18 protein-coding genes are annotated in these 17316 nt (G+C 70.1%); 7 read left to right on the forward strand and 11 right to left on the reverse strand.

Going from position 1 to position 17316, the window contains the following annotated elements:
- Positions 1 to 3: 3 nt before the first annotated feature.
- Positions 4 to 525 carry a hypothetical protein gene (locus OG205_RS43075; RefSeq protein ID WP_330273516.1) on the forward strand — a complete coding sequence of 174 codons (522 nt, stop codon included), beginning with the start codon at positions 4 to 6 and terminating at the stop codon, positions 523 to 525.
- Here OG205_RS43075 and OG205_RS43080 read toward each other — a convergent pair.
- From OG205_RS43080 to OG205_RS43110, 7 genes are all read right to left on the reverse strand, one after another.
- Entirely contained in the window at positions 522 to 1421 is a 900-nt protein-coding gene (locus OG205_RS43080; RefSeq protein ID WP_330273517.1) for a hypothetical protein, read from the reverse strand. The two genes, OG205_RS43075 and OG205_RS43080, sit on opposite strands and share 4 nt — an antisense overlap.
- Positions 1422 to 1561: 140 nt before the next feature.
- On the reverse strand, positions 1562 to 2407 hold the full coding sequence (locus OG205_RS43085; protein ID WP_330278362.1) for an immunity 49 family protein: 846 nt from the start codon (positions 2405 to 2407) through the stop codon (positions 1562 to 1564).
- 29 nt (positions 2408 to 2436) lie between these two features.
- Complete coding sequence (locus OG205_RS43090; RefSeq protein ID WP_330273518.1) at positions 2437 to 3297, reverse strand: immunity 49 family protein; 861 nt, start codon at positions 3295 to 3297, stop codon at positions 2437 to 2439.
- A 7-nt stretch (positions 3298 to 3304) separates the two neighbouring features.
- Positions 3305 to 8092 (reverse strand): hypothetical protein, encoded by a 4788-nt coding sequence (locus OG205_RS43095; RefSeq protein WP_330273519.1) that lies wholly within the window; start codon positions 8090 to 8092, stop codon positions 3305 to 3307.
- Positions 8092 to 8400 carry a type VII secretion target gene (locus OG205_RS43100; RefSeq protein ID WP_330273520.1) on the reverse strand — a complete coding sequence of 103 codons (309 nt, stop codon included), beginning with the start codon at positions 8398 to 8400 and terminating at the stop codon, positions 8092 to 8094. The genes OG205_RS43095 and OG205_RS43100 overlap by 1 nt, the downstream gene beginning before the upstream one ends.
- A gap of 35 nt (positions 8401 to 8435) precedes the next feature.
- Positions 8436 to 8966, reverse strand: coding sequence for a YbaB/EbfC family nucleoid-associated protein (locus OG205_RS43105; RefSeq protein ID WP_319977044.1), 531 nt, complete (start codon positions 8964 to 8966; stop codon positions 8436 to 8438).
- 143 nt (positions 8967 to 9109) lie between these two features.
- A complete protein-coding gene (locus tag OG205_RS43110) occupies positions 9110 to 9484 on the reverse strand; it encodes an FKBP-type peptidyl-prolyl cis-trans isomerase (protein WP_330273521.1) in 375 nt (124 codons plus the stop codon).
- A 168-nt stretch (positions 9485 to 9652) separates the two neighbouring features.
- Here OG205_RS43110 and OG205_RS43115 point away from each other — a divergent pair, with 168 nt between their 5' ends.
- Both OG205_RS43115 and OG205_RS43120 read left to right on the forward strand, forming a co-directional pair.
- Complete coding sequence (locus tag OG205_RS43115) at positions 9653 to 10459, forward strand: S1 family peptidase (protein WP_330273522.1); 807 nt, start codon at positions 9653 to 9655, stop codon at positions 10457 to 10459.
- A gap of 54 nt (positions 10460 to 10513) precedes the next feature.
- Positions 10514 to 12478 (forward strand): beta-propeller domain-containing protein, encoded by a 1965-nt coding sequence (locus tag OG205_RS43120; protein WP_330273523.1) that lies wholly within the window; start codon positions 10514 to 10516, stop codon positions 12476 to 12478.
- Here the strand turns inward: OG205_RS43120 and OG205_RS43125 are convergent.
- Positions 12468 to 13223 (reverse strand): EI24 domain-containing protein, encoded by a 756-nt coding sequence (locus tag OG205_RS43125; RefSeq protein WP_330273524.1) that lies wholly within the window; start codon positions 13221 to 13223, stop codon positions 12468 to 12470. The two genes, OG205_RS43120 and OG205_RS43125, sit on opposite strands and share 11 nt — an antisense overlap.
- A 98-nt stretch (positions 13224 to 13321) precedes the next feature.
- Between OG205_RS43125 and OG205_RS43130 the strand changes: the two genes are divergently transcribed.
- From OG205_RS43130 to OG205_RS43140, 3 genes are all read left to right on the forward strand, one after another.
- The gene (locus OG205_RS43130; RefSeq protein WP_330273525.1) at positions 13322 to 14578 is read left to right on the forward strand and encodes a helix-turn-helix domain-containing protein; all 1257 of its coding nucleotides are present in this window, start codon (positions 13322 to 13324) and stop codon (positions 14576 to 14578) included.
- A gap of 84 nt (positions 14579 to 14662) precedes the next feature.
- Positions 14663 to 14821 carry a hypothetical protein gene (locus tag OG205_RS43135; protein WP_330273526.1) on the forward strand — a complete coding sequence of 53 codons (159 nt, stop codon included), beginning with the start codon at positions 14663 to 14665 and terminating at the stop codon, positions 14819 to 14821.
- Positions 14818 to 15033: a hypothetical protein gene (locus OG205_RS43140; RefSeq protein WP_330273527.1), complete on the forward strand. Its 216-nt coding sequence runs from the start codon at positions 14818 to 14820 to the stop codon at positions 15031 to 15033. Before OG205_RS43135 ends, OG205_RS43140 begins: the two co-directional genes overlap by 4 nt.
- Here OG205_RS43140 and OG205_RS43145 read toward each other — a convergent pair.
- Positions 15030 to 15704 carry a GNAT family N-acetyltransferase gene (locus OG205_RS43145; RefSeq protein WP_330273528.1) on the reverse strand — a complete coding sequence of 225 codons (675 nt, stop codon included), beginning with the start codon at positions 15702 to 15704 and terminating at the stop codon, positions 15030 to 15032. The genes OG205_RS43140 and OG205_RS43145 overlap by 4 nt on opposite strands.
- Before the next feature lie 136 nt (positions 15705 to 15840).
- On the opposite strand from OG205_RS43145, the gene OG205_RS43150 reads away from it, so the two are divergent.
- Positions 15841 to 16206 carry a hypothetical protein gene (locus OG205_RS43150; RefSeq protein WP_330273529.1) on the forward strand — a complete coding sequence of 122 codons (366 nt, stop codon included), beginning with the start codon at positions 15841 to 15843 and terminating at the stop codon, positions 16204 to 16206.
- On the opposite strand, the gene OG205_RS43155 is transcribed toward OG205_RS43150, so the two are convergent.
- Together OG205_RS43155 and OG205_RS43160 are read right to left on the reverse strand one after the other, a co-directional pair.
- On the reverse strand, positions 16177 to 17097 hold the full coding sequence (locus tag OG205_RS43155) for a YihY/virulence factor BrkB family protein (RefSeq protein ID WP_330273530.1): 921 nt from the start codon (positions 17095 to 17097) through the stop codon (positions 16177 to 16179). The two genes, OG205_RS43150 and OG205_RS43155, sit on opposite strands and share 30 nt — an antisense overlap.
- Complete coding sequence (locus OG205_RS43160; RefSeq protein WP_330273531.1) at positions 17084 to 17269, reverse strand: hypothetical protein; 186 nt, start codon at positions 17267 to 17269, stop codon at positions 17084 to 17086. Before OG205_RS43160 ends, OG205_RS43155 begins: the two co-directional genes overlap by 14 nt.
- Between the last annotated feature and the right edge of the window lie 47 nt (positions 17270 to 17316).

Raw genomic sequence — 17316 nt, forward strand, 5'->3', positions numbered from 1 at the left:
CCGGTGCTGATCCGAGTGGCTGACTGGGAGCGCATCCGATCCGGCGAGATCACGTTGCAGTTCCGGCGGTGGAAACGGCCGACCGTGCGCGCCGGCGGGAGGTTGCGGACGTCGCAGGGCGTGCTCTCGATCGACGAGATCGAGATCGTGTCGCGGGTGACCCGCGCGGAGGCGGTGGCGGCCGGATTTCCGACCGTCGCCGCACTGAAGTCCTCTGTGGACGGACGGGAGGGCTCGCTCTACCGGATCCGCCTGCGTTTCGCGGGCGACGATCCGCGCATCGAGCTGCGTTCGTCGTCCGATGTGGACGGAGTGGAGCTGAAGGAGGACGCCCTGGCGGTGCTGCGGCTGATCGCGGCGAACCCCGGTGTGCGGGCCGCGGACCTGGCCGCCTCACTCGGTCGCGAGAAGCTGCCGTTCAAGACGGACGTCCGCAAGCTCAAGGCCAAGGGCCTGACCGAGTCCCTGCGGGTGGGGTATCGCCTCTCCCCGCGGGGAGAGGCGTACCTGAAAACCCTCGACTAACCCTGGCCCGTGATGATCGTGACGGCCCGGTCCTGCGTCTGCTCGTTCACCTCGGCGACCTGGAAGCCACGCGCCGCCGCGTGGGCCACCAGCTCGGGCTCCGGCGGGAGGCCGTACTTGCGCAGGTAGTGCGGCACGGCGCCGGCCCAGATCCAGGTGCCGTCGGTGCGGAAGTTCAGCGGCACGTCCTGCTCACCGTTCTGCGAGAACTCGTCGAGGTCGTAGCTGCGCGCGGCCAGCACGACCGGCGCCGACTCGAGGTAGGTGAGCAGCCCGTCGAGCAGCTGCGGGTCGACCGGCTGACGGTTCACGATGATGCGGCCGTCGTCGTTCTTGCCGTCGTACACGCGTGCCGTGCGCAGCTCGTCCGAACCGGCCTGCGGCTGCTCCGGCTGCGCGGCCGGCACCTGGTACTCCTGTTGCGGCTGCTGGGGTTCCGGCTCGGGCGCGGGCAGCGGCGGCAGGCCGACGCGCTGACGCCACCAGTCCGGGATCATCCGGTCCGGCCGCGGGAACGTCTGCAGCTCGTCGCGGAACCCGATGGGCGGCGGCGCGTTTCGCCAGCGCGGCTCGTCCTCGGCGTTGAAGTCCACCGTGAACGCCGCCGGCGCCTCGATCTCGTACGTCGCGCTCAGCCACGTGCCGCGCTCGGGGTGGTACATGCCCCCGCGCAGGTGCCCGAACATCTGCACGACGTCCATCGGTGGCCGCACCGGTCGCAGCTGGCCATCGGGCCCCGCGAACGCCAGGTCGACCTCGATGTGCCGGCCTGCCGCCCGGTACTCGGCCCGGATGCGCTGCCAGCCCTGCGGTACTGCAGGCAGCATGGCACGGCCGATCTGCCGCACCAGCTGCTGCTGGTCCTGCTCGCTCAGCGGTGTAGCCGGCTGGCTCATGTGGTCCTCGCCCCTCTCCCCGTGAAAGCCCGCTGATCTTATCGGGCTGCCGTGACGCGCGCGGGCCGGTCGTACACCCCACGCCGTTCGCACCACTCTGAGTGGGTGTCCGGCCCCGCGGTTCCAGTCCGGGTGACCGGTCAGCGGTTCGGCCAGGTACCGCTCAGCAGGTTCTCCGGCAGGTAGCCGGACTCGACCTCGATCAGGAGACCGTTGTCCCTGCCTCGGATCGCCATGGCGAGCACGGCGAGTGCGACGAACCCGTCGGGGTTGTCCGCGAAGCCGGCCTGACGCCAGTGGTCGTGGTGCGCCGTGGTCGCCTGCACCAGTGCGTCGGTGAACTCTTCCTGCCCGCCGCGCAGGACGCGGAGCAGGACGTTCACCGGCGGGTACGCGACGAGCAGCATGAAGTCACGGGAGGCGAACTTCGCCTGCCCTGGATCGGTCAGGTCGATCACGGACTCGAGCAGCGCTGGGGGAACCTGTGCGCCGCCGAGGTGGCGCTGCATCGTGTCCACCCAGGGGCGGACGTACTCCTCGACCTTCGCGCCGCTGCCGAGCAACGTGTACCTGCCGACCTCGCACAGCTCGGCGACGCGCTGCTCGCTGCGCGTGATGACGGCGAGCCAGGCGGCGGTCAGCCAGTCGACCGGGGTGGCGTGGTGGTTCGGGCCGAGCACGGGCAGCCGGTACTCCCGGTCGCCCAGCCGGTAGGGGACGAAGTCCTCGGACTTGGACGTGCGGGCGAAGACCGCGTTCGCCGTCTGGGACGCGAATACGGCCGCCTGCCACGTCTCTTCCTCGCCCGCGGCGGGGTCGAGCGCGGTGAGGTACTCGAAGCGCATCAGCGCGCGCCTGCGTGTGGCGCTCAGCGCGTCCGGGTCCGACTCGACGTCCTCCAGCGCCGACTCGACCAAGCGCTGGAGCGTGTCCACCTGACCGCGGGCGAGATCCACGTCGATCTCGTGCCTGGGGATCTCGTGCATCGCGTTCACCGGTCGGTCCAGGGGACCGGTCAGAGGCCTTCGCGCGTCCAGGAGCCGTTGTACAGGTACGGCGGCAGGTACTCCGACGTGACCTCGATCGGGATGTCCGCGTCGTGCGCGATGCTCGCCAGCCCGAGGGGGCCGATGGCGACGTACCCGTTCGGGGACTCCTCGTTCTCCTCCGTCGACCAGAGTTCCCTGAACAACTCCAGCGCTTCCGCGAGCGCCTGGTTGAACTGCTCAGCGCGGCCGGCGTTGATGATGTTGTGGAACATGTTCAGCTGCGGGAAGGCGACGACGCGCACGTGCTCGCGGTGCACCGGGTCGATCTCGTCCGGGGCGGTGGCCTTCAGCGCCGCGTTCAGCGCCTCGTGCACGCCGGGCTGCTGGAGGTTGAACTTCTGGAACATGTCGACCATGAGGAAGACGTAGTCCGGCTCCTCGCTGCCGGAGGCGCGCAGCACCTCCAGAGGCACCGCGCTGAGCTGCTCCGTCTTCGCGACGTCCCTGGCGATGCCCGCCAGGTAGTTCGTGGTGAGCCAGGTGCCGCCGGACGCGAAGTACACGGGGCCCGTCGCGGTGACCGGGATCTGCTTGCCCCGCAGGGTGATCTCGACCGGCGTGCCCTCTTCGGCCGTGGCCACGGCGTAGATCGCGGCGCCGACCTCCGCGGCGAAGCACAGGCTGTCCCAGGTGTCACCGTTGCTGCCCAGCGGGTCGACCGCGCACCGGTGCCCGAGATGGCTGAGCGCGTCCCTCATCAACCCGCTCAGCGCGATCGTGCGGACGTTCGGGAGGGAGTCGACCGTCTCCTCGATCCGCCGCTCGATCTTCTCCAGCTGCTTGGCGGACCAGTCCGGATCGACCTCGTGTCGGCTGACCTCGACCACCTGGGGCTCACTCCTCGGTTTCCGTCTGCCACTTCATCTTGAAGTGCTTCGTCTCGTAACCGTCGTAGACGTCCACGCGTCCGCCCGGGTACTTGTCGTTGTAGCCGTGCTCCGCCTTGTACGCGGCGAGCTCGTCCGGTGTCAGGTCCTTGACGTCCTCCGCGTGGTGCTTCTGGAGGTAGTCGTCGAGGCCCATCTCCTTGACCTTGGCCTGCGTCACAACGTACTCGACACCGGGGTGGTTCGGGTCCCGGCTGGCCGTCAGCAGACGGTCGCCGAGCTCGTTCTCCCGCAGGTAGGCGGCCTTGAGGTCGTTGACGGCCTGGTCCACGTCGGTCCTGCTCATGCCCTGGCCCTCGAGGTCGGCACGCATCTTCTTCTCCGCCTTGGGAGAGAGCTCGCGGTCGCGCATCTCCTCGGCGATCTTCTCGAAGTACGTGTCGTGACCCTGCTTGACGAGGACGTTGTCGCCGTTGAGCGCGTTGCCCAGGCCGGCGCTCGGCCCCTTCGCCTCGACCACGACGAGCCTGCCGTCGCTGGTCTCCCACACCTGGTCGAACCGGCCGCTGCCGGGCAGGCCGGGGTCGATCCGGGAGGGCGGCGGCGGACCGGGGTAGATCTCGGGCGTCGAGTGCATGCCCGCCCGGTCGCCGAGCTCCTCGCCGATCTTGGTGAGACGCGCCTGGGCCGCCTTCTCCTCGGGAGAACTGGTCTCGGCGTCCTTCTGGTTCTGGTTCTCCTGCCGGCGTTCGTCGACGAGGTCCTGGTTCTCGCGCCTCAGCTCCGGGTCGACGTCGTCGCCGCGGGACGTGTCCACCTTGTCCTTGTGGAAGTCCGGCGGGATCGGCGTCTGGTCCTCGGACAGCACGATCTCGTCGCCCTGCTTGCGCACGGGCGGCACCGGATCGCCGTTGGCGTCGACGACGTTCTGGTCCTTGCGCTGGACGCGTCCCTGGGAGTCCTCGTCGAGGTAGTACTTCTTCCGGTAGTCCGGATCGTTGACCTTCTCCTCCATGGACGCCGAGGGGTTGCGCTTCTCGATCTCCACGGGCTCGGGATCGATGTGGCGCTTGCCGTTGCCGTCGTCGCCGCGGTCCCTGGCGTCGCTGGGGTCGAGGTCCTTGTCCTTGTCGTGCGTGCCGGGCGCGAAGCCGTCGTCGCCGGTCTTCGTGCTCGACCCGTCCGGGTGGTGGGTCTCCCACTCGCCGTTCGGCGGGATCTTCGGCTGGCGGGTGCCGTCGGGACGGATCTCGGGGTCGCTCGTGAAGACGCGGCCGTTGGCGTCCGTCCAGGCCGGCTTGGTCGGGGCCAGCACGGGCGCGTCGAGGTGCTTCGAGAGCTGCTTGGCGAAGTCGTTGCTGGCGGCGTCGCAGCCGATCAGCCGGACCGGCTTGCTGCCGTCGTAGCCGGAGCGGCGGAGCATGTCCGCGTACTCCTTCGGCGTGTAGTCGTGGCCGCCGATGCGAGCCCTGCCGTCCGGGGTGACGTGGACGTCCGCGGTGAAGTAGCGCGGGTCGTTGGGGACGCGGTGCGGCAGGTCGCCCATGTCGGGGTCGCCGCCGTGGTGCGAGACGCCGGACGGGGTGGTCTCGGCGTGCCGCTGGTGCGCCTCCTCGGGGGAGGGGCGGTCCGCGGGCGGGGCGTCCTGGTCGTGGTTGTTCGGGCTGTCGGGGTCGCCGTCGTGCGGCTTGTCCGGGGTGTTGTCGTGCGGCTTGTCGCCGTCCGGGCCGTGGTGCGGCGCGTCCGCGTCGGGGCGGTGTGGCGCGTCCGCGTCCGGGCGGCGGGGTGCGTCGGCGTCGGGACGGTGCGGGGTCGCGGCTTCCGGGTGGGTGCTGTCCGGGGCGCGGTGGGGTGCCTCGGCCGTGTCGGTGCCGCGGTGGCGGGGGCCGTCGGGGGTGTTCGGGCGGGAGCCGTCGGGCCGGGTGCCATCAGGACGGTTGCCGTCGGGACGGTTGCCGTCCGGACGTGAGCCGTCAGGGCGGGTGCCGTCGGGACGGTTGCCAGGGCCGCTGCCGTCCGGGCGAGACGGGCTGTCAGGCCGGTGCGGCGCGTCGGGGCGGTGAGGGGCGTCGGGACGCGACGGACCGCCGTGGGGTGCGTCCGGCCGGGACGGCGAGTTCGGGCCGCCATGCGGTGAATTGGGCCCGTGCGGTGTGTTGGGTGCGTGTGGCGCGTTGGGACTGTGTGGCGCGTTGGGCGCATGCGGTGCGTTGGGGCCGCCGTGGGGCGCGTTCGGGCCGTGCGGGGTGCTCGGGCCGTGCGGCGCGTTGGGGCGATGGGGGGCGTCGGGACGTGACGGACCGCCGTGGGGCGCGTCTGGTCGAGACGGCGCGTTAGGCCCGCCGTGGGGTGCGTTGGGCCCGTGCGGTGCATTGGGCGCGTGCGGCGCACTGGGCCCGCCGTGAGGTGCGTTCGGACCGTGCGGCGCGTTGGGACCGTGTGGCGCGTTGGGCGAGTGCGGCGCGTTGGGGCCGCCGTGCGGTGCGTTTGGGCTGTGCGGTGCGTTAGGCGAGTGCGGCGCGTTGGGATTGTGCGGCGCGTTTGGTGCGGACGGGCCGTTGTGCGGTGCGTCGGGACGTGACGACGGCGTCGTGTTGCCGTGCGGTCCGTCAGGGCGCGACGGGGCGTGGGGCGCGTCGGGACGCGACGGTCCGCCGTGTGGGCCGGACGGGCCCGTGTTGGGGCGGCCCTGGGGGGCGTCCGGGCGTGACGACGGTGCGTTCGGGGCGTCCGTGCGGGCCGAGGGTGCGTTCGGAGCCGTCGGTGCGGACGACTGCGGGCGCATCGGGGCGTCGCCGCGCGGGGCGTTCGGCCCGGAGGGGGAGTGCGGGGCGCCTGCTCCGGGAGCGTGTGGTGCTCCTGCCGACGGGCTGTGGGCCGGTGGCATGTTCGGGCTGGACGGTGCCGACGGGGCGTGCGGTGCGGCTGCCGACGGCGAGGTGGCGCGGCTCGGGGGAGTCGCGTCGGGACGTGCCGCGTTCGGGGAGCCGGCCGAGGGGCCGCCGGTCGACGGGCTGTGCGGGGCGCCGGCCGAGGGGGCGTGTGGCATGCCGCCGCCGCCCGAAGGCATTCCGCCTGACGGCGCGGACGGTGCGGAAGGCATCGAGGGTGCCGAAGGAGAGGACGGCATCGACGGGGCCGACGGTGCGCTCGGCATCGAGGCCGGGCGTGCCGGGGCGTCCGCTCGGGAGGCCGACGTCGACATGTCGGGGGAGCGCGGCGCGGGGGCACCGGAGCCCAGGTCGCCCCGGCTGCCCGGGGTGCCGGTCCAGCCCTGGCCGGGACCTGTCGGCGGACGGCCTGCCGCCGGGGACGACGGGGCGCCGCCACCGGCGTTCGGGGCGCCGCCGCCCATCGGGCCCGACTGGGCGGGCGTCGACGGGGAGCTGTCCGGGGTGCGGGTGGGGGCCTGGGGTGCGTCCGGACGGAGAGGTGCCTCCGGCGGTGCCACCGAGGACTGGACGGTCTGGCCCGTGTTGCGGGTCGGCGCCGGTGCGTCCGGGGTCGATGACGTGTGCGGGGCGCTCGGTGCCGCCGGTGCGGAAGGCGAGCCCGGAGAGCCGGGAGAGCTGTCGGGTGTGCGCGGTGCCGACGGGGGCGAGGAGTTGTCGGGGGTCCGCGACGGGGCGTCGGGTGCCGAGCTGTCCGGCGCGCGCGAAGGCGACGGCGCGGACGACGGGGACGAGGTGTCCGGGGCACGCGAAGGCGCGTCCGGCGTCGAGGACGGCGAAGAAGGCGATCCCGGAGGCGAGGAAGACGAAGGAGACGAAGGAGAACTGTCCGGAGAGGACGGCGAGGAAGGCGAAGACGGCGAACTGTCCGGCGAAGAAGGTGAGGAGGGTGAGGACGGCGAACTGTCCGGAGAGGACGGTGAAGACGGCGACCCACCGGGAGACGACGGCGAACCAGGGGTGCCGGACGGGGAGAGGTCCGGGGCGTTGGTGCTGTGGAACAGGCCGCCGGGCTTGATGGACTTAGTGGAGATCACGTCGAGCCCGGTCACCTTGCCGACCAGCTTGCCGACGACCTTCATGATCTTCGTGAAGATCTCGACCAGCTTGCCCAGCAGCGGCGAGACCTTCTTGATGGTCTTGATGAGCTTCTGGATCAGCTCACCGATGCGGGTGGCCCACTTCGAGATCGCGGTCACGGCCTGCGCCACGATCACCGGCGTGCCGAAGCCCAGCGTGAACACGGCCTCCAGCACCCACGTGATCAGCTTCGCCACGAGGTCGGCGATCAGGTCGCGCACCATCTCGCGCACGAACCCGACGACCATGCCCATCACGCCGACGACGGTGCCGACCGAACCCGCGGCGGAAGCCGCGCCGGACAACGCGTCCAGCTGCTCGCCGGCGGCCTTGCGGTAGGCGTCGCCCGCGCTGCCGGTCCACTCACCGGTGCCGTCGACGGCCGCCTTGTAGTCGCCCGCGATCTTGCCGAGCTCCTGCGAGACGTTGCCCCACGTCGTCGAGTACGACTGGATCACCGGCGGGTCGCCCGCCAGCCAGTCCAGGGCCTCCTTCAACGGCTGCATGTGTTCCATCAGGAACGAGGCCGCGGACGACAGCAGCGTGCCGAACGGGTCGATCGCCATCGAGGCGGCGTCGGCCACGAGACCCACGACGCCGAGGCCGCCCTCGATCCAGCTGCCCTCGGAGATGCCCTTGTACGCGTCCACCGCCGAGTCGGCGATGGAGAAGCCGGTCGCCCAGCCGTTGTCACCGGTACCGGCGTTGAAGAAGCCGGACGGTTCGGCGGGGGCCTTCGCCACCAACGGGTTCGGTGAGGACATCAGACGCCACCCTTCAGCGTGCGGGTGATCTGGTCCTCGACCTCTTGGTAGTGCTTCGCGGTCTCGGTGATCTTCTTGCCGGTGGCCTCCATGGCCTCCGCCGCGCCCTTGAGCGCGTCCATGCCCCACTGCTCGACCGGATCGAGCAACATCCGGAACGGCTGGCAGATGATCCCGTACGCGTCAGTCGGCATCGACACGGTGTTGGCCGCGTCCACTGCTCCCTGCAGTCGCCCGTGCAGGCCCTCCAAGGCCTTGGCGTGCGCTTCCAGCACGTCCGAGGTGACGTTGAAACCACCGGAAGTCATCGAACCCCCTCAAGTTCGAGCAGCGGACAGAAAGATCAGGAGAGCACGGACTCCCCGCCGAAGTCGTCGTCATCGTCTGACGGCGGCCGGCGGCGCGGGGGAGGCGGCTGGGTCGGGCGGGGCGGCGGCGGTGCTTCGTCCTCCACCCGGAAGTTGATCTCGTTGCGGTCGTACGGCGTGCGCGTCGGCTCTTCGGCCGGCGGCGCCGGGAAGTTCTTCTTGGCCTCGTTGAACAGCACGTTGGCCGTCTCGTCCTGCGTGCCGATCGTCTCGGCCATGGCTTCCTGCAGCAGCTCGGGAATCCGGGACTGCGCGCGCTGCAGCAGCTTCATGATCTCGCCGCTGACCTCGGACATGCGCTTGCCCGAGGCGGACTCGTTGATCACGAGGTTCTGCAGGATCCCGTTGGACCCGACCAGGATCTCGATGGAACCGTCCTGCGACCGTTCGGAGATCGTCATCCCCTGCACGCGCGTCGCCATCTCCTGATAGCGCGCGGCGCGTTCCTGGATGTTCTGGTTCCAGTTCGCGAGCATTTGCTCGGACCCGGAGATGTCCTCGGGCACCGGTGATTCCCTCCCAAAGCGGCGGCGGACTCAAAGGATGACGCAGCCGGATCCGATCTCGTTCCACCCTGGAGTCAAATCGGCTGTGCAGACCAACGGCGTCCCACCGATCGGACCAGTGAGACGCCGTTCAGGTCAACTGGCTAGTTCACGCCCAGCAGGTCGACGACGAAGATCAGCGTCTCGTTGGGCTTGATCACGCCACCGGCACCGCGCGCGCCGTAGCCCAGGTGCGGCGGGACGACCAGCTTGCGGCGGCCACCGACCTTCATGCCCTGGACGCCCTGGTCCCAGCCCTGGATGACGCGGCCGCCACCGAGCGGGAACTGGAACGCCTCGCCGCGGTCCCAGGACGCGTCGAACTGCTCGCCGGACGAGTGCGACACGCCGACGTAGTGCACGGACACGAACTGACCGGCCGTGGCCTCCGCACCGTCGCCGACGGTGATGTCCTCGATCAGCAGGTCGGCGGGCGCCGGGCCGTCGTGCGGGTCGACCTCAGGCTTCGTGGGGGCCATCACAACTTCCTCTCGGAACGGGGTTGTTCGCGCTCGATCCAATCACGCGAGGGCGGGCGCGGCCGAATGGCCTACGCGGACCAGCCCTACCCGGTCCGGAGTCCTCATGTCTTTCTTTAATCACCACCGGCCTCGCGGCCGGGGACACAACAGAAGAAGGAGATGATCATGGCGGCAACCCTGCACCGCCTCCGGTCACTGCTCGGCGCGGCACTGGCGGCGGCAACGCTGTCCATGGCCTGCGTCAGCGTGGCCGAAGCAGCTCCGACTCCGACCGCCGACGGCGAGTTCGGCACCCAGATCGTCGGCGGCACGCGCGCGAGCACGTCCACCTACCCCTGGGTCGTCTACCTCGCCACGAGCAGCGGTTTCCAGTACTGCGGCGGCACTCTCGTCGCTCCGAACAAGGTCGTCACCGCCGCGCACTGCACCGTGGGCGACTCGGCGTCCGCGGTCCGGGTCGTGGCGGGCCGAGACGACAAGAACTCCACCGCGGGCACCGTCGCCCGGGTCACGAGGATCTGGATCCACCCGAGCTACCGCGACGTGACCCTCGGCTACGACGTCTCGGTGCTCACGCTCGACCGCAACCTGTCGCAGACCCCGATCCCGTTCGCCACCTCGGCGGACAGCGCCCTCTACAACACGGGCACCAGCTCGACGATCCTCGGCTGGGGCACCACGTCCTCCGGTGGTTCGGCCTCGCGCTACCTGCTGCGGGCCACCGTGCCGCTGACCAGCAGCTCCAGCTGCACCAGCTCGTACGGCAGCGACTACAAGGCCACCCACATGGTGTGCGCCGGCTACAGCCAGGGCGGGACCGACACCTGCCAGGGCGACTCCGGTGGCCCGCTCGTGGCCGGTGGCAAGCTGATCGGCATCACGTCGTGGGGCGAGGGATGCGCGGCCGCCGGTTACCCCGGCGTCTACACCCGCGTCTCCACCTACGCGGCGCAGATCCAGGCACAGCTGTAAAACGTGAGGCCGGGAAGGGGCAACCCTTTCCGGCCTCGCTTACGTCCTGGTGACATGAACGGCAAGAAGCTGTTGGCCGGCGCCGCCGTGCTGGTCGTCGCCGGAGTGAGCGTGAGCTCCGCGGTGCGGGACGAAACCCTCGCACCACCACCGATCGTGGACTACGGGCCGGTGCGCCTCGTCGCGTTCGATTCATGTGACAACGCATTGACCGAACTGCGCCGCGCCATGTCCCCGTACGTCAGCGCGTACGGCCTTGGCGGCCAACGGTTCCTCACCATGGAGAGCTCGGCGACGGACAACAGCGCGGGCGTCGCGCAGAAGAACGTGCCCGACGCTCCCACCGCCGCCACGCCGCCCACACAGCAACAGGGCCACTCGACGACGAACGTGCACGAGCAGGGCGTCGACGAGCCGGACATCGTGAAGACGGACGGAAAACGCGTCGTCTCCATCGCCGACGGCAAGCTGCGCGTCATCGACGTCGCGTCCAGGGCGATCACCGGCACGGTCGACCTCGGCGAGCGCCGGGCGAGCCAGCTGCTGGTCTCCGGCGACCGCGCTCTGGTGGTCGCCGACAGCCCCGTGCCGATGCTGAAGCCGTCGCTGCCGCCCGACCGGCCGTCGTTCGCCCCGGAGACCGCCACCGAGCTGGTTCTCGTGGACCTCAAGGGGCTCAAGGAGATCAGCAGCCTCAAGACCGACGGCTTCTACCTCGACGCCCGCCAGATCGGCGGCACCGCCCGCGTCGTCGTCCGTTCGCAGCCGCGCCTGCCGTGGGTGTACCCGGACCAGACGACGAACGAAGCGGGATCGTTGCGCCGCAACAAGGAGATCCTGCAGAGCGAGCCCATCTCGTCGTGGCTGCCGCGCTACGAGCTCACCGAGAACGGCGCCAAGTCGAGCGGGACCCTGGTCGACTGCGCGAACGTCAGCCGCCCGACCGCGCCGAGCGCGACGTCGATGCTGACCGTGCTGACGTTCGAGCTCTCCGGCCAGCTCGGCACCGGTCAGCCGGTCTCGATCGTGGCCGACGGCGACACCGTCTACGGCACCGACCGCAGTCTCTACATCGCCGACGACCACCGCCTGCTGCCGGAACTTCCCGCCAGGCCACCGGTTCAGCGCCCGATCACCACGGCGATCCACCAGTTCGACATCGGCAACCCCGGCCCGCCCAAGCACGTCGCGTCCGGCGACGTGAACGGCACGCTGCTCAACCAGTACTCGTTGTCCGAGCACGAGGGCGTTCTCCGCGTCGCCACCACCACGGGCACCGAGACCCGTTGCTGCTGGCGGATGCCCGCGGACGTGGTGCCGCAGCAGGACATCGCTCCGGCGCCGTCGGAGAGCTTCGTCACGACGCTGCGCCGCGAGGGCAACCAGTTGGCCAAGGTCGGCCAGGTCGGCGGGCTGGGCAAGGGCGAGCGGATCTACAGCGTCCGGTTCATCGGCAAGCTGGGCTACGTCGTCACGTTCCGCCAGACCGACCCGCTCTACACGCTCGACCTCAGCGATCCCAAGCAGCCCAGGGTGACGGGCGAGCTGAAGATCACCGGCTTCTCCGCCTACCTGCACCCGGCGGGCGACGGGAGGCTGATCGGCGTCGGCCAGGAGGCGACCGAACAGGGCAGGACGACGGGTACGCAGGTGTCGCTGTTCGACGTGGCCAATCCCGCGTCACCGCAACGACTCGCGCAGTACCACCTGCCGAACTCGAACTCCGAGGCCCAGTTCGACCCGCACGCGTTCCTGTTCTGGCCGCAGGACGGCACACTCGTCATCCCGGTGTCGGCCAACCGGACGAACTACGAGGTCTCCTCGCTGGTGCTGCGCGTCGAGGGCAACCAGCTGCGCGACACCGGCAGGATCGTCGAACCGTCCAGCCCGAACAACTACGGCGGCCCGAGGCGCACGATCGTCATCGGCGACCAGCTGTGGTCGATCTCCAACGCGGGCGTGCAGGTCACCGCGCGCAGCGGCCTGGCACAGCAGGCCTGGCTGCCTTTCACGCAGTAGCGCGGTCTCCGTTGAGCAGGCGGTGCGACAACACCGTGCCGCCTGCCATCGCCGCCGGGATCACGACCAGCGCGGCCAGCGGGATCAGGCACAACAGGTAGGTCGGCACGGCGAGCCCGAGCACCAGGCCGCGGCGCGTCGCGAGGATCTGCCTGCGCTGCTTGAACGTCCGGCCGCGGCGCGTGAACGGGATGCCGGTCAGCTCGATGCCGAGCAGGTAGCCGTTGATGAGCACGGCCAGCACCGGTACGACGGTCTGCCCGATGATCGGGATGAACCCGCAGAAGAACAACGGGATCGCGAACAGGATCGATGTGCCGACCAGCAGGAGCGTGCCGCGCAGCCCCACCAGGAACCCGCGCCACCAGCCGATCTGCTCCGCGTCCGGCACGCCGCCGAGCTCGTCCTCGACCTCTTCCGCGATGTACTCGTAGAACGGGCCGCCGATCATGAGCGTGATCGCGGTGAACAGCAGCACGCTCAGACCGAGCCCGGCCGCGATCACCGAAATTCCGACGGCGACCTCGACGATGCCCTTCCAGGTGTCGCTCCACGAGTCCGCGAAGCCGGTGAGCCATCCGGCGATCGAGTCGATGTTGGTGACCAGCAGCACCCAGCCGCCGATCATCAGCACGGCCGTGATGACCGCGGGCAACGCACCCATCAGCACGCGCTTGGGCGTGCTGAACACCAGGCTGAACCCACGCAGCAGCAGACCGACACCGGCACCGAAGTCCTTGATCACGCGCGCAGGATAGTCGGTTTCGTCCCCTGCTGAGACGAGGTGGAGTGATTTCGCGGGGCGCGGCATGATGGGCGGTCCGAGTGCGGGAGGCGTTGAGGTTGAGCAATCCGGCTAGGAACGCCGTCGTCGTCCCGGACGGGCCGCTGCCGATGCTGCCGCCGTCCCTCTGGGAGTCGAGGGACGTGCGCGAGGCGGTCGCCGCGGAGTCACCCGGCGCCGTGGTCGCGATCGCGCGCAAGGCGCACGGCCTGCGTCAGGACGAATTGGGCACGCTGGCCGGGTTCTCCCAGTCCGCGATCTCCCGCCTGGAGTCGGGCAGCAACATCGCCTACGACCTGCGCGTCCTGCGCACGTTGCAACGGCTGCTCGGCATTCCAGCCCACCTGCTCGGGCTGACCGACCGCACGGTGCCGGTGCCCTCCGGTGACCTGGTCGTCGGCATGGAGGGCAAGGCGCTGATGGCGTTGTGCGCCTCCGCCGTCTTCAGCGCGGACAACGACAACGCGGTGAGTCAGCTGCTCGTGCTGCGCCGGATCGTCAACGACGCGCACAACTGGCGGGCGACCGGTGCCCTCATGCCCGCCGTCCGCAGCATGTACGACGTCATCGACACCTTGCGCCGCAACGCGCGTGGCGAGATCCGCCGGCGGTTGCTCGGCACGGGCGCTATGTACGCGGAGTTCTACGGCTGGCTGTTCGAGGAGGTCGGCGACCTGCGCAACGCGGGCGCGTGGACGTCCAGGGCGTTGGAGCAGGGGCAAGCCGCGGACGACAGGGACGTCGTCGCGTACTGCTACGTGCGGATGAGCCAGCTCGCCGAGGCCGACGGCGACGACGACCGGGTCATCGGCCTGGCGCGGGCCGCCCAGCGCGAGACCGGGGTGAGCCCGGTCGTGCGTGCGATGGCGTTGCGGCAGGAGGCACGCGGCCTCGCGCGGGCGGGCCAGAACGCGTGCATGCAGCGGTTCGACCTCGCACAGGCGTTGGTGCGGAACGTGGAACGGCCGCTGACGGACGAGTACTCGATCGGCTACTGCTTCACCGACCTGCACGTCCAGATGCAACGGGCCGCGAGCATGGTCGCGCTCGCCGACCACCGCCGTGCCATCGACGCGTACACGGAGCTCATGCCGCGGTGGGGCAGCGTCTGTCAGTGGGAGCAGGGCGTGCACACGGCCACCCTCGCCTACGCGCACGCGGCCAACGGTGACGTCGATCAGGCCGTCGAACTGGGGTTCGCGGCACTGAACCTGGCCCGCGTGACGGGGTCGCAGCTGATCGTGAACGAGCTGGCCAGGCTCGGACCGTGGGCCGCGACGCCGGCGATCGCCGAGCTCACGGCCCAGCTCCGGTAGCCGCCGTATGCGAGTTCCGCATACGGCACCCGCAAATCGTATAGAACCCTGCCCATTTCGCCGGGCAGCCCGCACGATCGAAGTGTGAACGACCTGACCGAACGAACGCCGCGCTCGGACGAGGTCACCGAGAGGTTCTGCGCGGCAGTGGCAGAGCAGAACTCGGGCCCTTACCGGCTCAAGTTCTACGCCACCACGCACGCTGTCGTGTGTGTGGTGGACGACGCCGAGGTGAAGGCATGAGCATGCCTGTCTTGCTGGTCCGCAAGCGTGCGGGTGTCGTAGGCGAGACACAACGCACGTGCCACCTCGTACCCGTGCCCGACGACGACACGTTGCTCGCGTTGACCGCGTACTGCGGCGAGCTCATCCACCAGGGCGAGGCCGAACTGCTCTCCCAGCCCTCCGGAATGCCGTGCGTCGGCTGCCTGTTCCGGGTACCGATGCCTCGTTAACCAGCCGGTGAGGCGATGCAGGCCGTGCCGAACCGGCGGAACCCGACGCGTTCGTAGACCCGTGCGATCTCCAAGCTCCCCGCCGACAGGAACACCAGCTCGGCGCCTCTTTCCAGGGCGTCGCGCGCCAGTTCCGCGGTGACCGCGCCACCGAGGCCACGTCGCCGTGCCGCCGGCAACGTGCCGATGCCCGCGATCTCCACGACGTCACCCGACCGTTGCGCTGTTCCTACCGCCAGTACGCCCTCGCCTGGCAGGTCGGCCACCGCGTGACGGTGCCGGGTGCTCATCGGGACGGCGCCCTGCAGGGCCGCGTCCCGTTCCGCCACACCGGCTTCACCCGGTGCCGTGCCCGGCGCCGAGAACGCCAGCTCCGCCACGACGGACACCTCGGCGGGCCGCGTGTCGAGCACGCGCACGTGCGGATGCGGTTCCGGCAGCTTCTCGGGATCGAGCACCAGCAACGGCGCTTGGAGCACCTCCAAGCCGGCTTCGACCGCGACGTCGAGCAGGCCGGGCGTCGTCTCGTGCACCCACTCGAACGCCTCGGGCACACCGAGCTCGCGCTGCCGTTCCCGCACCTTCAGCACGTCCGCGACCGTCGGCTGCCCGCCGGGGAACCGGGGTCGCGCGTAGTACGGGTAGCCGTCGCCCGCCTGGACGAACAGCACCAGCTCGCCGTGTTCCTCAACGTGAGATCCCGGTCGGGGCACAGAGTCGTAAAACTCTTCCAGAACAGTCCGCATAGAAGATCACGCTAGCTACCTTTGGCGGTATGAAGCACGGCATTTCCGGTAGCGGGCCGGCATGAGGGTTCTGGCGGCACTCGTCGCCCTGCTCCTGGTCCTCACCGGCTGCGGCAGTGACCGCGAGGACCGGTTCGCCCGGCCGGGCGCGCCCAAGCAGTCGCCGAGCGGGAAGTTCGTCGCGCACGCCGAGAGTGCGAGCGAGGTGCGGGTGACCGACCGCAACGGCGGTGACGTGTTCCGCAAGTCCTACGAGTACGCGACGAGTTCGCGGGCGGACGGCATCGGCGTGGTGTGGCTGTCCCAGAAGGACCAGCTGTGGGTGCTCGTCCCCGGCGACACGAGCGAGCGCATCGAGGCCGGGCCGGACGGCGTGTGGACGGCGGTCGAGGCCGACCTACCCGGGGAGATCACGCGGCTCGGGTGAGGGGTCCGGCTCGCCCTCGGTGATCCGCCGGCCGCGCTCCAGTTCCGCGTCGAACTCGGCGCCGAGCAGCACGGCTATGTTCGAGATCCACAGCCACACCAGGAAGACGATCACGCCGCCCAGCGAGCCGTAGGTCTTGTTGTAGGACGCGAAGTTCGCGACGTACACGGCGAAACCGACGGTCGCGAGCACCCACAGCACGATCGCGAGGAGACTGCCGGGGCTGATCCAGCGGAAGCCCTGCTGCCGGACGTTCGGCGCGGCCCAGTACAGGACCGCGAACGCCAGGCTCACGAGCAGCAGGATGACCGGCCACTTCACGATGTCCCACACGGTGACCACGGTGTCGCCGAGCCCGATGGCGTTGCCGACCGTGTCCGCGATCCCGCCGGTCAGCACGAGCGCGCCGAGCGTGAGCGACACCAGCATCACCGCGCCGAGCGTCAGCCCGAGCCGCAGTGGCACCGTCTTCCAGAACGGGCGGCCTTCCTCGACGTCGTACATGGCGTTGCACGCGCGCATGAACGCACCGAGATAGCCCGACGCGGTCCAGAACGCCGTCAGCAGACCGATGATGCCCAGCAGGCTGGCAGTGTTCTGACTCTTCTGCAGCTCTTCGATGGACGACTTCACCAGGTTGCCGGCCTCACCGGGCGCGACCTGGTCGACGTACTTCAGGAGTTCCTGCGTCGTCGTGTCGCCCATCAGAGCGAGGGCCGACGTCAGCACGATGATCCCGGGGAACAGCGACAGCACCGCGTAGTAGGTGAGCGCTGCGGCCCAGTCCGTCAGGTTGTCGTCGTTGAACTCCTTGACCGTCCTTTTGAGAACGCCCCACCAAGCACCTTTCGGCAGCTTGGTGGGGCCTTCGACGGTCTTACCTGCGGGCACGGCGCCAGCCGAAGGACCGGGTGCCGGTGCCGACACCGGCGAGGTGCAACGCGAGCAGCAACAGCCCGAGCACGATCAGCGTGTTGACGGTGATCACGTCTCCGAGCGCGACCTTCGCCAGATCGAGGATCAGCGCGAGGCCGAACGAGACTGCGGCGATGATGGCCAGCATGTGTCCACCTCCTAAGTGGTTGAGCTGCGGATACCCACTTGTTCACG

It is taken from the genome of Lentzea sp. NBC_00516 (assembly GCF_036346835.1).
Taxonomy (GTDB): Bacteria; Actinomycetota; Actinomycetes; order Mycobacteriales; family Pseudonocardiaceae; genus Lentzea; species Lentzea sokolovensis.